We start from the raw sequence: 14989 nt of genomic DNA on the forward strand, positions 1-14989 counted from the left end.
TCGTTCATGACCCAAGTCAACCACCAACCACTGACATTCACTCAACAAATCAGGCCCATAACGACCCCCACAGAAAAGAATCTCAAAATTCTTTTCGACACCCGACCCGCAGACCCCCCAACCCGCACCCGGGCACGAAAAAGCCGCCGACCAGAGTGATCTGATCGGCGGCCGGAGAAACGTGAAAAGCTACGCCTGAAGCGAAGCCTGCAGGTCGATGGTGATGGTGACGTCGTCGCCGACGAGAACTCCGCCAGCTTCGAGCGGAGCGTTCCAGTTGACACCGAAGTCGTTGCGGTTGATGACCGTCTTGGCGGTCAGACCGAGCTTGTAGTTGCCGTAGAGGTCGTTGCCGAAGCCGCCGAACTCGACGTCGAAGACGACCGACTTGGTGACGCCCTTGATGGTCAGGTCACCCGTGACCTCGAGGTCGTCTTTCTTGGGTGCGACGCTCGTCGAAACGAACGAGAGGGTGGGGAACTCGGGAGCGTTGAAGAAGTCGTTGGTACGCAGGTGGCCGTCGCGGTTGGCGTCACCGGTGTTGATCGACTCGACCTCGGCGGTGGCGGTGAGCTTGGTGTCGAGGGGGCTCTCGCCGGTCACAAAGGTGGCGTCGAACTTCTCGAATTTGCCCTTGACCTTGCTGATGAGCAGGTGGCGAACACTGAAGGAGACCTCGCTGTGTGAGGGGTCGATGGTCCAGGTGCCAGCTTTGTGTCCGGGGATCTCGTACGTGTCGGTCATGATTTCTCGTTTCTCGAAGACATTACTTGTAGATACAACGTTACTTCATACAAATGCATCAAGGCAAAACTTTATTCCGCAAGTGAGAACATCTGGTTATGGCTAATACAACTACACGTGTCGACTTCTGGTTCGATCCCTCGTGCCCGTGGGCATGGATGACAAGCAGATGGGTCGACGAAGTCGCCTCTCATCGTGACCTCGATGTCAACTGGCACATCATGAGTCTGGCGATTCTGAACGAGAACAATGATGTTTCTGAGAGTTACCGCGCCTTCTTCCCGCGGGCCCTTCGATACGCCCAAGTAGTCGCCGCGGCCAAGGAGTTACACGGTGACGGTGTGGTGAAGCCGCTGTACGACGCACTCGGAACGCGCATCCATCTTCAGCAACGCACCGACGTCGATGCTGTGATCAGCGAGGCCTTGGCCGAGGTCGGCCTTCCTGCCCAGCTGATTCAGGATGCCCCGGCCGACCCCGAAGCGAACCCATATCGTTTCGACGACGAGCTGCGCGCGTCGCATTTCGCGGGAATCGATCTCGTCGGGCAAGACGTCGGTACGCCGGTGATTGCGGTGAATGGGGTCGGATTCTTCGGCCCGGTCATCTCTCCTGCCCCGAAGGGCGAGCAGGCGCTGGCTTTGTGGGACGCCGTGGTCGCCGCAGCGAACTACGACGGCTTCTTCGAGCTGAAGCGCAGCCGTACCCGCGAGCCGATTTTCGATTGAGAGACGAAACACGCATCGGCGGGTCAGATGCACGCATTCGGTGAATCTGCAGTGCCTTACCTGCATTTTGCGCGATCGTCACATAGCGTAGGGGCATGATTCGTTCGGCGCGCCTCGTTGTGGGGGCTGTGCTGGTTGTCGCCGCAAGCCTCGCCTCGCCTCTGACGGCGGCCGCAGGGTCGGCTCCGACCGGCGTTGTCAGCGCGCAGCCGAGCAGCGGGGCATCCGGTGCCGCAGGGCAGTTCACGGCGGTGCGCACCGACTACCCCAGCTGGAATGACGTGAACGCCGCGAAGCAGAATGAGGCGGCGAAGCAGGCCGAGGTGAGCAACATCACAAGCCTGCTGTCGGGCCTCGAGGCCCAGGCGGCCCAGCTGGGTGACGAAGCAGTGAAGAAGGGCAACGAGTATCTCATTGCTCAGTCTGCGCTGCAGGCCGCAACGCAGGTGGCGGCCGATGCCACGACGAGGGCCTCTGATGCAGTGAAGAAGGCTGCCGCGGCGAAGAAGCAGTTCGGGCAGCTGACTGTCGAGCTCTACCGTTCGGGCGGCAACCAGAGCGCGAGTCTGCTGCTGAGCGGGCAGAAGGCCGATTCTCTGTTGTACCAGCTCGGCGCGATGAGCAAGCTCACCGAGCAGTCGGCCCAGCTGAACGAGCTGGCCACGAGCACGCAGAACCAGGCCGCGGCGCTGAACGCGCAGGCCGGTGTCGCCGAGTCAGCCCGAGCCACACTCGCCAGCGCAGCCCAGCAGGCCGCCGCCGATGCGCAGGCAGCCCAGGAAGCGGCCGATGCGCAGGTGGTCGACCAGAAGGCGAAGAGCGACGTACTGTACGCCCAGCTCGCAACGCTTCAAGACACGACGGCTCAGGTCGAGGAGTCGTACCGGCAGGGCCAGGCGGCGGCTGCGGCCGCCGCAGCCCAAGCCGCTGCTGCAGCCGCGGCCGCCGCAGCGGCAAGTGCGGCCTCGAGCTCGTCAGGTTCGGGCGGCGGAGGCAACAGTGGCGGCAGTAGCGGCGGCAGTAGTGGCGGCAGCGACAGCAGCGCGGGCCTTCCGCCCGGCTCGGTTGTCGTCGACACAGCGGGAGCCAAAGCGTACGCGCAGGGCCAGGTTTCGGCGCGCGGCTGGGGTTCAGACCAGTTCGCGTGCCTCGTGAACCTGTGGAACCGCGAGTCGGGCTGGCGAGTGAACGCTTACAACCAAGACGGCGGTGCGTACGGTATTCCGCAGTCGCTGCCGGGCAGCAAAATGGCGTCGGCCGGCTCTGACTGGCGCACGAACGCGCAGACGCAGATCAACTGGGGCCTCGACTACATCACGAGGTCGTACGGCACTCCCTGCGGGGCCTGGGCGCACTCACAGAACACCAACCCGCACTGGTACTGAACCGCTCAGGCGGGTTTGTCGAACACGTCGTTCAGCGTCACCGGTTGAAGCCCACGGCTCCGGATGATCTGCTCCAGCTGCCCGAAGACCTCCGTCACCGGTAAGAAGTTGAGGTGCCCGATGACGATGTGCTGCGGCAGAAACCACTGTGTGGCGAAGTCGACGACCTGCTGATCGGTGATGAGCCCGGAGTCGGAGAGCGATCCGTACCAGAGCACCGGTGTCGTGTAGCCGATCGAGGCGGCGAGACGGTCTGTACGGTGGTTGCGGTACCCGTAGGGCGGTCGGTAGTAGGGCCGGGCATCCACCCCGAAGGTCTTCTCGATGAAGTCGTGATTCTTCTGCAGTTCGGCGATGACCTGGTCGTCAGAGAGCGAGGTGAGGTCGGCGTGGCTGAAGGTGTGGTTGCCGAGTTGAATCTGGCCGCTCTTCACGAGGGGCCGCAGCAGGTCGGCGTGGGTGCTCCAGCCGTCGTAGGTTGCGTTCAGAAAGAACGTGAGGCGCATGCCGGTCGCCTTGGCGAATTCGATGTATTTCTGAATCACTTCGCTGCTCGAGCCGTCGTCGACGGTCCACGCGAGCAGTTTGCCGTCGCCGGGCAGGTCGGTCATGACGCCGTCGGGAATGGCCACCTTGGTGAGGCTCGGAGCCGAGAACGGCGGCGGGAGTGTCGAGGTGGGGGTAGGGGTAGGCGTGGGCGTGACGATCGGTTTGGGCGGCACCGTCGGTGCCGGCGTGAGCGTTGCTGCAGTCGTCGACGAGGGCCCGGCAGAGGGCAGACCGAGAGTATCGGGGCTCCCCGCACAGGAGGTGAGAAAGCCAACTGCCCCCACGGCAGTTAAGCTCAGGAATGTTCGCCGTTGCACGACTTCACCGTAGCGTCTGGGAGTTTTCTATGTACGAGGCTGAAACCCCCATTACGGGGGGTGCACCTGAAGGCGTGCCGCGAAGTATGCCATCTGACAGAAGATTCGGTGCAGTCGCGAGCGCCCTCGTCGCCGCCTGCCACCCCGGCCCCACCGCCGCGGTCACGCTGCTCGCCGTGGTGCTCGGTATTGCCACTGGGCTCTCGCCGCTTGGCGTTCTGCTGGTAGCTGCCGCCATTCTCGCGGGGCAGCTGGCCATCGGATGGTCGAATGACTGGCTCGACGCGCGCCGCGACATCGAAGTGGGGCGCACCGACAAACCCGTCGCCACGGGAGCGATCTCAGCGTCGACCGTACGCACGGCGTTCATCGTGTCTGCGATGGCCGTCGTTGCGCTCAGCCTGCTGCTGGGGCCACCCGCCGCGGTGGCGAGCATCGTGCTGGCCGTGTCGGGGCTGAGTTACAACGTGCTTTTCAAGAAGACGGCGCTCTCCGGCCTGCCATACGTCGTGAGTTTCGGATTGCTTCCGCTCGTCGTGACGCTGGCAGCACCGGGCGCACCGATCGCTGCCTGGTGGGTCGTTGCCACCGGGTCACTGCTCGGGCTGGGTGCGCATTTTGCGAATGTGCTGCCCGACCTCGCCGACGACGCCGCGACCGGGGTGCGCGGGTTGCCGCACCGAATGGGAAGAACCGCATCGGGCCTGTCAGCGTTCGGCGCGTTGCTGGGCGCCTCGGCGCTGGTGGCGTTCGGAGCGACCCTGACAGACCCCAGCCTGCCGCCTTCAGTGGTCGGGCTGGTGGGCTTCGCCGTCGGCGTGGTGCTCTCGGCGGTCGGGGCGTGGCTGGTGCTCACGAAGCCGCCAGGCCGCCTGCTGTTTCAGCTCATCATCGCGAGCGCGTTGGTCGACGTACTGCTGCTGGCGCTCAGCGGTTCCCGCGTGATCGCGTAGCGCGGCTCCGCGGCTTCGCGGCCTCCGGATGCCCGTGCTCCGGTGTCGCGCGGCACGAACCCTCTCGTTTCAGAGCCGACTCAGAGCCGGCTCAGAGCCGGCTCACGCCCGTCACCCGCACGACCGCCACGCCCTGTTCGGCCGATTCGGCGAGGTCGACTTCGGCGTCGATGCCCCAGTCGTGGTCACCGGCGGGGTCGTCGAACGTCTGCCGCAGAACCCAGACGTGCGGGCCCTCTGTGACGGTGAGCATGCTGGCGCTGCGGGCGTCACCGGCCGTGCCGATGGAGTCGTGCTCGGCGTAATAGCCGTCGAGGGCATCCGCCCACTGGTCGCGACTGAAGCCGAGCGGTGAATCGAGTTCGCCCAGGTCGTCGACCTTGTCGAGCGCGGCGAACTGAACTCGCTTGAACAGCTCGTTGCGAACCAGGATTCGAAAGGCGCGCAGGTTCGAGACCACGCTGCGCGGCGCGGGCGGCAGCACAGCGGTGACCCCGCGGCCGTGCGACGCCACCAGGTCGGCCTCGCCCTGCACGTCGGTGGGGTTCGTGAGCTCTTCCCACTCGTCGAGCAGGCTCGAGTCGACCTGGCGCACCAGTTCGCCCAGCCACTCGATGAGGTCGAGCAGGTCTTCGGTCTTCGCCTCGTCGGGGATGGTCGCCCGGGCAGCCTTGAAGGCGTCGGAGAAGTACCGCAGCACGAGCCCTTCCGACCGGTTCAGCTTGTAGTAGCCGATGTAGTCGTTGAAGGTCATCGCGCGTTCGTACATGTCGCGAACAACCGTTTTCGGGCTGAGCTCGAAGTCGCCGACCCAGGGTTGAGAGGCCTTGTAGATCTCGAAGGCCGCGTCGAGCAGCTCTTCGAGGGGTTTGGGGTGGGTGATCTGGTCGAGCAGTTCCATACGCTGGTCGTACTCGATGCCCTCGGCCTTCATGGCGGCGACGGCTTCACCCTTCGCGGCGAACTGTTGGGCCGAGAGAACGGGGCGGGGGTCATCCAGAGTCGCCTCGAGCACAGAGACCATGTCGAGGGCGTAGGTGGGCGAGTCGGTGTTGAGCAGGTCGAAGGCGGCGAGCGCGAACGGTGACAGCGGCTGGTTGAGAGCGAAGTTGGGCTGCAGGTCGACGGTCAGCCGGATGCCCACGTGGCCGTTCTCGTCGGGCGGCAGCTGCTCGACGATCTCGGCCGTGCGCAGCGTTCGGTAGATGGCGAGGGCCTGGCGCTCGAGTTCGAGCTGGCGGCTGCGCGGCTCGTGGTTGTCTTCGAGCAGCGAGCGGGTGGCGGCGAATGCGTCTGACTTTCCGTCGCTGCCGTGGCCGCGGCCGATGATGTTCAACAGCATGGCGTGGTTGATCTGCATGCTCGACGTGAGGGTCTCGGGTTCGGCCGCAATGAGGCGGTTGAAGCTCGGCTCGCCCCACGAGACGAACCCCTCTGGCGCACGCTTCTTGACAACCTTCTTCAGCTTCTTCGGGTCGTCGCCGGCCTTCGCGATGAGCCGGGCGTTCTCGGTCTCGTGTTCGGGGGCCTGCGCCACCACGGTTCCGGCTGTGTCGAACCCGGCACGGCCCGCCCGGCCGGCGATCTGGTGAAACTCGCGGGCAGTGAGCTGACGGGTTCTCGTGCCGTCGTACTTGGTGAGGGCGGTGAGCAGCACGGTTCTGATCGGCACGTTGATGCCGACGCCGAGCGTGTCGGTGCCGCAGATGACCCGCAGCAGGCCCTGTTGGGCCAGTTGCTCGACCAGGCGACGGTACTTCGGCAGCATGCCGGCGTGGTGCACGCCGATGCCGGCCCGGATGAGCCGCGAGAGCGTACGCCCGAAGTTCGTGGTGAACCTGAACTCACCGATGGCGTCGGCGATCTGGTCGCGCTGTTCACGGCTGACGATCTTGAGGCTCGAGAGGGCTTGGGCGCGCTCGAGTGCCGCGAGCTGGGAGAAGTGCACGATGTAGATGGGCGACTGGCCCGTGTTCAGCAGGTCTTCGACCGTCTCGTGCACGGGTGTCGTGGCGTAGTAGTAGTTGAGCGGAACCGGCCGCTCAACCCCCGTGACCACCGCGGTCTCGCGGTCGGTGCGGCGCGTGAGGTCTTTCGAGAGCCAACTCACGTCGCCGAGGGTCGCCGACATGAGAATGAACTGCACGTCGGGCAGCGTGAGCAGGGGAACCTGCCAGGCCCAGCCGCGCTCGGGGTCACTGTAGAAGTGGAACTCGTCCATCACGACCTGATCGACCGGCGCATCTGCGCCGTGCCGCAGGGCGATGTTGGCGAGAATCTCGGCCGTGCAGCAGATGATGGGTGCGTCGGGGTTCACGCTCGAGTCGCCGGTCACCATGCCCACGTTCGCGGGGCCGAAGATCTCGACCAGGGCGAAGAACTTCTCGGAGACGAGCGCCTTGATGGGCGCGGTGTAGAAGGTGCGGCGGCCGTCGGCGAGGGCCGCGAAGTGGGCGGCGATGGCCACGAGCGACTTTCCTGTGCCCGTCGGGGTGCTCAGGATGAGGTTGGCTCCCGAGACGATCTCGATGATCGCCTCTTCTTGCGCCGGGTAGAGCGTGAGGCCGCGGGAGGCGCTCCACTCGGTGAAGCGTTCGAAGAGCAGGTCGGGGTCGGCGCTGGCCCCCGCAGCGGGCACGTCGGGGAGGTAGTTGACCAGAGATGCGAGGGGGGTGGGGAGGGCATCCGTCATGCTTCGATCATGCCCTACCTCAGATAAGATGTAGCTACAACCATTTCAGCAGAGGCCCGCACATGCAGCTCAGTTTTCTCTCGTTCGTTCCGAACCACGGTGGGCCGCGCGGCGCGGCCGCCTCGCTCGCTGACGGCGTGCGCCTCTTTCAGACCGCTGAGCGCGAAGGCTACGACACCGGCTGGGTGCGCGTGCGGCACTTCGAGCCGTACCTGTCGAGCCCGATGGTCTTTCTGTCGGCCGTCGCACAGCGCACGAGTTCCCTGCACTTCGGTACCGGCGTGCTGCCCATGCGGTACGAAGACCCCATCCGCGTGGCCGAAGACGCCGCAACGCTCGACCTGATGAGCGGCGGGCGGCTCGAACTCGGGCTCTCGAGCGGTATTCCCACCCAGTCGATGCTCGACCCGGTGTTCGGGCCGAGCGAACTGAGCTTCTCGGCCGAGGCGCAGAAGCGTGCGTTGCGACTGCGCGCGGTACTGGCCGGCGATGCACTCATCAACAGCGGTGAGGGGTATATGAGCATTCCGCCGCACACCGACCTCACTCTGTCGCCGCCCGTTCCCGGGCTCGCCGAACGGCTCTGGTACGGCTCAGGAACGGTCGCCGGGGCCCGGCGCACCGGAGCACAGGGGTTCGACCTTCAGGTCTCCACGCTGAACGGCGAAGAGACGGGCGTCTCGTTCGACGAGGGCCAACTGCAGCAGATCCTGGCGTACAAAGAGGCGTTCGCCGCCGGGCAGGCCGCCGGAACCATTTCGGCCGCCCGCGTGCCGCGCATCGCCGCGGGCCGCATCATCGTGCCGCTGCTGACCGACGAAGACCGGGCCGTGCACCGCGAGTTCATCGAAGGCTACGAGTCGGGCATGGGTGCCGACGGGCGCCCGCTCGACCCGCGCGTTCCGCTGCGGTTCAGCCGCATTCTGGCGGGCCACCCCGACGAGATCGTGGATGCCCTCCTGGCCGACCGCGCGCTCCCCCACGCCAGCCAGCTGATGGTCACCCTGCCCGCGAACGGAGCGGTCGCCTCGCACGAACGCATTCTGCGCATCGTGCGGGAGCGCATCGCGCCGGCGCTGCTGCCGGTGCTCGCCTGAGCGCTGCTGCTGCCCACCGCCAGCCTGCCTACCTGCCACCACGGGCGGGTAGCATTGATGTGCCCATGACTCAGAACACTTCGCCCCCTACAGCCGCGCCCACCGAAGGCTCCTCGACGGCGCCCACGACGGTGTCCACGACCGGCGGCATCGACCCCGCCGAGCTCGCAACGGCCCTCCGCGTACTCGCGAGCCTGCACGAGCTCGACGACGAGCATCCCGATTTCGTCACCGTGCGCCAGGCCACCGCGAAGATGTTCAAGTCGGTCAAGAAGAACCGGCGCGATGAGAAGCGCGACGCCATCGCGAGCGCCGACCGCAGTGTCATCGCCGCCACCGCAACGGGCGCCCCCGACCGCATCGACGACGAGACGCGCGGCATTCCGCTCGCCGCCATCACCGCCGCACCCACCGTGGGCACGCTCATCAAGTCGCGCCCCTGCTACATCTGCAAGCAGCACTACACGCAGGTCGACGCCTTCTACCACCAGCTCTGCCCCACCTGCGCAGCGATGAGCCACACGAAACGGGATGCCCGAACCGACCTCACCGGCAAACGTGCCCTGCTCACCGGCGGTCGCGCCAAGATCGGCATGTACATCGCCCTGCGATTGCTGCGCGACGGGGCGCACACCACCATCACCACGCGCTTTCCCCGTGACGCGGTGCGGCGGTTCGCCGGGCTACCCGACTCGGCCGAGTGGCTTCACCGACTCACCGTGGTGGGCATCGACCTGCGTGACCCGGCCCAGGTCATCGGCCTGGCTGATGCCGTGGCTGCTGCAGGGCCGCTCGACATTCTCATCAACAATGCTGCGCAGACCGTGCGGCGTTCGCCCGGGTCGTACGCTCCGCTCGCCGAAGCCGAACTGTCGCCGCTGCCCGACGGGCCTCTGCCCGCGATGATCACGTTCGGCCATACGAACGATGCGCACCCGCAGGCCCTTGCGGCGTCGGTGGCATCGCACCCGTTGCTGAAGACGGCCACCCTCACGGGGGTTCCGCTGAACGCCGACGAGCTGACCTCGATGGCCCTGGCCGCCGGCTCGTCGTCGCTCGAGCGGCTCGCTGCGGGAACCGCGATCGACGCGGGCGGGCTCGTACCCGACCTGCACGACGAGAACAGCTGGACCCAGGCCGTTCAAGACGTCGACCCGCTCGAGATGCTCGAGGTGCAGCTCTGCAACACGACGGCACCGTTCCTCCTGGTGTCACGACTCAGACCGTCGATGGCGACAGCCGCCGCGGCTGCCCGCTCTGAGCGCGCCTACGTGGTGAATGTGTCGGCCATGGAGGGAGTGTTCGCGCGGGGGTACAAGGGCCCCGGGCATCCGCACACCAACATGGCGAAAGCGGCGCTCAACATGCTCACCCGCACCAGCGCCAAAGAGATGCTGACCGACGGCATTCTGATGACCAGCGTCGACACGGGCTGGATCACCGACGAGCGCCCGCACTCCACGAAAGTGCGGTTGGCAGAAGAGGGTTTTCACGCCCCGCTCGACCTTGTCGACGGCGCCGCGCGCGTGTACGACCCAGTGGTTCAGGGTGAGGCCGGCGTCGACTTGTGCGGTGTCTTCTTGAAGGACTACACCCCGTCGCAGTGGTAAGGCCGCGGCGCGTCTCGCGCTAGCTTCGGGGGCGCGGGCGCCGGGCAGCAACAGCCGCCGCGATGGCGCGCCAGCCGAGCAGGAAGACGCCGATGACGATGGTGGCCACGATGACGAAGCTCACCTCGACGCCCTGGCTGCTGACGGTGCGCAGCAGCATGCCCACGAGCACGGTGAGCAGCCAGATCGAGAGGCCGGGAAGCCGGATACCGAACGGGCGGCGCCACGCACGCGACACGGCCCAGCCCACAGCGAGGCCGATGAGGAACGGCCACCACGTGGTGAGCGTACCCGCCAGGCTGAACCCCTCGGAGTGACTGCTGCGACCGATCAGCACGAAGACGAGCACCAGAACCACGTCGAATACGGCGGCTACGACGATGTCGCGGCGCGGCGCGGGAACGCGACGGGCCACGGGAGCGGCGGGCGGTACTGGCGTGCCAGCGGAGGTGTCTGACGAGTGTGCTGACATGAGTTCCAGTCTACGGAAAGGGCGCCCGGGTGCGAGGCACGCCTGTCGACGATAACGCGCACGGGCGCCGGCCGGGCACGGGCCTCGCCTTACCTGCGTCGCTAGATGCGCAGGTCTGGCGCGCGCGTGATGCCGAACTCCACGGCGAGCGCCCTGCGAGCAGCGTGCCAGCCTCCGAGGCCGTGTACGGCGGGGCCGGGGGGCGTGGATGCCGAACAGAGGTACAGCCCCCTCACCGGTGTCTGCCAGGGGTACCGTGCCAGGGTGGGCCGCCGTATGAGCTGCCCGACGGTCGCCGCCCCCGACGAGATGTCGCCGCCCACGTAGTTCGGGTTCATGGCCTCCTCCTCGACCGAGGTGCTCGAGTGCTGCGCGAGGATCGTGTCACGAAAACCGGGAGCGAACCGCTCGATCTGGCCGATGATGGCGTTGCTCTGGTCGATGTCGGAGCCGCTCGGCACATGGGCGTACGCCCACAGAACATGACGCCCCTCCGGCGCCCGCGATGCATCGAAGGTCGACGGCTGTGAGACCAGTACGTACGGCTTGTGGGCGTGGCGCCCCGAGGCGACGGTGGCTTCGGCGCGAGCGATCTGGGCGTGGGTTCCGCCCACGTGAATGGTGCCGGCGCGGTGCAGTTCGGCATTGCTCCAGGGAACAGGGTCAGACAGGGCGAAGTCGAGCTTCGCCACAGCGTTGCCGTACCGGAAGCGGCTGAGGGCCCGGGCGTATCGAGGCGGAAGGCTGTCGCCGGCGATCGAGGCGAGCGCGCGCGGGCTCACATCGAGCAGCACGGCCCTGCTCTGCGGCAGGTCATCGAGCGAGGTGACGTCGGTGTCGGTGACGATCTGGCCGCCGTGCAGCAGCAGGTCATCCACCATCGCGTTCACGATCGATTGGCTGCCGCCCACCGGAATGGGCCAGCCCACCCCGTGCGCGTACGTGGCGAGCAGCAGGCCCGCCGCCGCGGGCGCGAGACCCGGAAGCGGCAGATTCGCGTGCGCCGACACCCCGCTGAGCAGGGCCGGCGCAACGTCGCTTTCGAATCGCAGCCCCCACAGCGGGCTACCCTGCTCAAGCACGCGTAGACCGAACTGCGCCACGAGCACAGGGTGCTGAGGCACACGCAGCAGCGACCCACCCGTGAACTGCGCGAGCTGGCGCCAGTGTTCGACCAGCGGCGCAAGCAGTCGCTTGTACGCCGGACCATCGACACCCAGCCTGCGGGCCGTCTCGTCGAGGTCGCGATACGCCAGCCCCGCCCGGCCGCCCTCGAGCGGATGACCGTAGGCCACCTCGGGCTGGCGCAACTCGACCCGCGAGGCGAGCTGAAACCGTTGAAAGAAATCTGATGCGAGGGCCATCGGATGCACGGCTGAGCACAGATCGTGCAGATACCCGGGCAGCGTGAGTTCGCCCGTTCGAGCTCCTCCGCCGATGGTCGACGCCCGCTCGTAGACCCGCACAGACAGACCAGCGCGCGCCATCGTGACGGCGGCCGCCAGACCGTTCGGGCCCGAACCGACGACGACCACATCTACCGAATCCACGTCTGTAGTATCGCCCACTTCCCGGCCAGTTCATAGGCAGGTGTCAAGCCCTTGCCCGCGTGAGGGGGCCAGTGTTCAATTAGGTTCACGCACGAAACCAAAGGAGGTTGATGTGTCTGCGCAACTGAGTGAATACTCACCTCGCAACTCACCGCACGCTACCGACATCCGCATCTGCATTCTGTCTGACCACGAATGGTGCATCTGCGACCGCCGCATTCCTGAGACCAACGCCGAGAGTGTGCTCGGATACGTCGAACTCACCGACACCTTCTACGAAGTCATGAAGCTGTCGTCTCCCCGCAACCTGCTGTACTACCCAGACTTCGAGCGTGCCATCGAATCGTTCTCGGCCGATGTAGAACCCTCGGTCACTCGACCAGTTACCTGATGCGCTCTCCCGGGGCGGTTCTCTTCGACATCGACGGAACGCTGGTCGACTCGAACTATCTGCACGTGTTCGCGTGGTCTCGCGCGCTGCTCTCGCTCGGGCATCCGGTTGACGACTGGAGAGTACATGCCGCAATCGGCATGGACTCGTCGAAGTTGCTCGAAGCACTGCTGGGCGACGACAGCGACGAGCTTGGCAGCCGCGCGAAAGACGCCCACACCGAGCAGTACTCGAAGTTCACCGACGAGTTGCGACCGTTCGAGGGCGCCCGCGAACTGCTTGCTGCCGTCTCAGCGCGCGGTGTGCGTGTCGTGCTCGCGACCAGCGCACCCGAAGACGAACTCGAGAACCTGCGGGCCGTGCTCGACAGCGACGACGCGCTCTACGCGGTCACCTCGTCAGAAGACGTCGAGACGGCGAAGCCCGAACCCGACCTGATCACTGTCGCTCTCGAGAAGGCGGGGGTTGCGGCTGGGCAAGCCGTGATGGTGGGTGACACCGTGTGGGACATCGAGGCGGCGACCCGTGCGGGCGTGCGTTGCGTAGCAGTTCTGAGTGGCGGAGTCGGGCGGGCTGCGCTGCTCGACGCGGGTGCGGTCGCGGTGTACGACGACGCGGCTGCCCTCCTCGCCGGCCTCGACGAGAGCCCGCTCGGCGCGCTCTGAGCCGAGCCTTCGATTCGGTGAGCCGCCAAATCGGTGCGACAGTCAAACGGATCGATATGCCTGCACTCGGTGCGCCTGCCGACGATTCGTCAGTAGCGTCGCAGTAGGTCGCTGCCGTTCTTAACGACCACCTCGACGTCACCGGAACCCATCAACGCGACGGCTGAGGCATAGCGCGCTGCACCACCCACAACGGTGAGCGGCACATCGGCCCACCGCACGGCTAGCCCCTCGCAGTTCACGATGCCGCTCCCGGTGCCGCTCACGGTGCCGGTGACGCTGACGTCGATCGTCGCCGGGTCGACCCGCAGCCCGCGGCCGAGCGCCTTCACAACTGCCTCCTTGCGCGCCCAGAGCACGCCGCGCATCCTCTGCATCTCGGCGTCGTCACGGCTCCGAATGCCCGCCACCTCGTTCTCCGTGAGGGCGACCTCATCGAACCCGCCGAACTCCGTCGCAGACACGAGCTGCACGTCGACGCCGACCTCCCGAGCTGTTCCGGCGTCGGCACCCGCCTCCCCCGCTGCCGGCGGAGTCGCCACCGCCCCTGCCGCCACCGCCACCGCCACCGCCACCGCCACGAGGTCGTGCGAGGTCGACAGCGACACCGTGTATCCACCGGTGACGGGCAACGCTTCGCCACCGACGATCAGCCGGGGCCGACCGTGCGCTCCGCCGCAACGGGCACAGGTGAAGTCGAACGAGAACCGGCCGAGCGGCAATTCGAGCTCGGCGCTGGTCGCGAGCCTCAACAGTGCGTGGGCCGCGACGAACCTGCTTCGATCGGCAGCGTCGACCAGCAACCCGGCCCGCTCACGCTCACCGTCGCTCAGCAGGCCTTCGAACCGGCTCGTCCCGAGCCCGTCACGCGACCCACCCTGCGCCCCAGCGAGATCCCTCATGTCGGCCACGTACACGGCGACGAGAGAAGAAGTTACGGCCCGGTTCACAGAGCTGCCCCCCTCTCTGCCACCCGCTCGGCAGGCGCGGGCGTCACACGTCGATCGAAGGGCCTGCGCCGGGTTCGATGTCGAGCGCAATCATGCGATCGAACACCGCGCGCCCGCCGACCTCTACCCGAATGTCGGCCGCCACACCGACCCGCCCGTCGGCCTCGGAGACGAGCCGCGTCACGATGCGCGAGCCCCGCCCCTGCCGAATGTCGAGGCCGCGCCCGAGCAGCGCCGTGATGCGCACGGCAGCCGCACCCGTGGCCTCGTCTTCGACGATGCCCATGTCGGGTGCGAACATACGTGAGCGCAGAACGCCGTTCGGCTCGTCGACCCACGACCAGACGTAATGGTGACCCGAGGTGAAGTGCTCGGCCCGAATGGCGTCGACGGCCGCCGGGGTTTCGACGGGCACCCACTCGAATTCGGGTGCCCAGGATGCGCGGCCTGTGATCCAGGTGACCTCGCCGTCGTAACGCACGGCCACATCGCCCGCGCCCTCGGCCAGAACGGCCACCGGCAAGCCCTCGCGTGCCAGCCACCACGCTGCCCCGACGCTCGGATGCCCCGCGAACGGCAGCTCGGCGGCCGGCGTGAAGATGCGGATCACCGCGGCCACCCCGAGCGACGCGTCGCCCCGCAGGGCATCGATGAAGACGGTCTCGCTGAAGCCCAGCCGCGCCGCAATGGCCTGCTCGCGCCCGGCAGTATCAGAACTCGATCGCACGATGCCGAGTTCGTTGCCGAACGCCCCGGAGTCGTCGGTGAAGACGCGCACGACATCGATGTTGATCTGTGAAGTCATGCGCCCAGCCTGCCATAATGCGGTGACGGCAGCGCCCGCCTCGACGACGAGCGAACGTACTGCCGCACGCACATCTGGGAG

General features: G+C 66.7%; 14 protein-coding genes. 7 read left to right on the plus strand and 7 right to left on the minus strand.

The features are described 5' to 3' along the window. Positions 1 to 189: 189 nt before the first annotated feature. The gene (locus QN358_RS15940; RefSeq protein ID WP_136642779.1) at positions 190 to 744 is read right to left on the minus strand and encodes a YceI family protein; all 555 of its coding nucleotides are present in this window, start codon (positions 742 to 744) and stop codon (positions 190 to 192) included. A 98-nt stretch (positions 745 to 842) separates the two neighbouring features. On the opposite strand from QN358_RS15940, the gene QN358_RS15945 reads away from it, so the two are divergent. Together QN358_RS15945 and QN358_RS15950 are read left to right on the plus strand one after the other, a co-directional pair. Continuing rightward, positions 843 to 1472, plus strand: coding sequence for a disulfide bond formation protein DsbA (locus QN358_RS15945; RefSeq protein WP_136642778.1), 630 nt, complete (start codon positions 843 to 845; stop codon positions 1470 to 1472). Between the two features lie 95 nt (positions 1473 to 1567). After that, the gene (locus QN358_RS15950) at positions 1568 to 2857 is read left to right on the plus strand and encodes a hypothetical protein (protein ID WP_136642777.1); all 1290 of its coding nucleotides are present in this window, start codon (positions 1568 to 1570) and stop codon (positions 2855 to 2857) included. Between the two features lie 5 nt (positions 2858 to 2862). On the opposite strand, the gene QN358_RS15955 is transcribed toward QN358_RS15950, so the two are convergent. Further along, on the minus strand, positions 2863 to 3723 hold the full coding sequence (locus QN358_RS15955; protein WP_323512939.1) for a polysaccharide deacetylase family protein: 861 nt from the start codon (positions 3721 to 3723) through the stop codon (positions 2863 to 2865). Positions 3724 to 3809: 86 nt separating this feature from the next. Between QN358_RS15955 and QN358_RS15960 the strand changes: the two genes are divergently transcribed. Next, positions 3810 to 4676: a UbiA family prenyltransferase gene (locus tag QN358_RS15960; RefSeq protein WP_136642776.1), complete on the plus strand. Its 867-nt coding sequence runs from the start codon at positions 3810 to 3812 to the stop codon at positions 4674 to 4676. A 91-nt stretch (positions 4677 to 4767) separates the two neighbouring features. On the opposite strand, the gene QN358_RS15965 is transcribed toward QN358_RS15960, so the two are convergent. Continuing rightward, positions 4768 to 7368: a DEAD/DEAH box helicase gene (locus tag QN358_RS15965; protein WP_136642775.1), complete on the minus strand. Its 2601-nt coding sequence runs from the start codon at positions 7366 to 7368 to the stop codon at positions 4768 to 4770. Positions 7369 to 7430: 62 nt separating this feature from the next. On the opposite strand from QN358_RS15965, the gene QN358_RS15970 reads away from it, so the two are divergent. Together QN358_RS15970 and QN358_RS15975 are read left to right on the plus strand one after the other, a co-directional pair. After that, positions 7431 to 8465 carry an LLM class flavin-dependent oxidoreductase gene (locus QN358_RS15970; protein ID WP_161580444.1) on the plus strand — a complete coding sequence of 345 codons (1035 nt, stop codon included), beginning with the start codon at positions 7431 to 7433 and terminating at the stop codon, positions 8463 to 8465. A gap of 65 nt (positions 8466 to 8530) precedes the next feature. Further along, on the plus strand, positions 8531 to 10075 hold the full coding sequence (locus QN358_RS15975) for an SDR family oxidoreductase (RefSeq protein WP_136642773.1): 1545 nt from the start codon (positions 8531 to 8533) through the stop codon (positions 10073 to 10075). A gap of 19 nt (positions 10076 to 10094) precedes the next feature. Here QN358_RS15975 and QN358_RS15980 read toward each other — a convergent pair whose 3' ends face one another. Together QN358_RS15980 and QN358_RS15985 are read right to left on the minus strand one after the other, a co-directional pair. Continuing rightward, on the minus strand, positions 10095 to 10547 hold the full coding sequence (locus QN358_RS15980) for a DUF3054 domain-containing protein (RefSeq protein ID WP_136642772.1): 453 nt from the start codon (positions 10545 to 10547) through the stop codon (positions 10095 to 10097). A 101-nt stretch (positions 10548 to 10648) separates the two neighbouring features. Then, the gene (locus QN358_RS15985; RefSeq protein WP_323512940.1) at positions 10649 to 12115 is read right to left on the minus strand and encodes an NAD(P)/FAD-dependent oxidoreductase; all 1467 of its coding nucleotides are present in this window, start codon (positions 12113 to 12115) and stop codon (positions 10649 to 10651) included. Between the two features lie 94 nt (positions 12116 to 12209). On the opposite strand from QN358_RS15985, the gene QN358_RS15990 reads away from it, so the two are divergent. Next, the gene (locus QN358_RS15990; RefSeq protein ID WP_136642770.1) at positions 12210 to 12488 is read left to right on the plus strand and encodes a hypothetical protein; all 279 of its coding nucleotides are present in this window, start codon (positions 12210 to 12212) and stop codon (positions 12486 to 12488) included. Further along, complete coding sequence (locus QN358_RS15995) at positions 12488 to 13153, plus strand: HAD family hydrolase (protein WP_136642769.1); 666 nt, start codon at positions 12488 to 12490, stop codon at positions 13151 to 13153. The genes QN358_RS15990 and QN358_RS15995 overlap by 1 nt, the downstream gene beginning before the upstream one ends. An 89-nt stretch (positions 13154 to 13242) precedes the next feature. On the opposite strand, the gene QN358_RS16000 is transcribed toward QN358_RS15995, so the two are convergent. Both QN358_RS16000 and QN358_RS16005 read right to left on the minus strand, forming a co-directional pair. Continuing rightward, positions 13243 to 14103, minus strand: a complete 861-nt coding sequence (locus tag QN358_RS16000; RefSeq protein ID WP_323512941.1) for a 4'-phosphopantetheinyl transferase family protein — start codon at positions 14101 to 14103, stop codon at positions 13243 to 13245. Between the two features lie 43 nt (positions 14104 to 14146). Then, on the minus strand, positions 14147 to 14908 hold the full coding sequence (locus tag QN358_RS16005; protein WP_136642767.1) for a PhzF family phenazine biosynthesis protein: 762 nt from the start codon (positions 14906 to 14908) through the stop codon (positions 14147 to 14149). Between the last annotated feature and the right edge of the window lie 81 nt (positions 14909 to 14989).

Source organism: Subtercola sp. RTI3 (assembly GCF_035018625.1).
GTDB lineage: Bacteria > Actinomycetota > Actinomycetes > Actinomycetales > Microbacteriaceae > Subtercola > Subtercola vilae.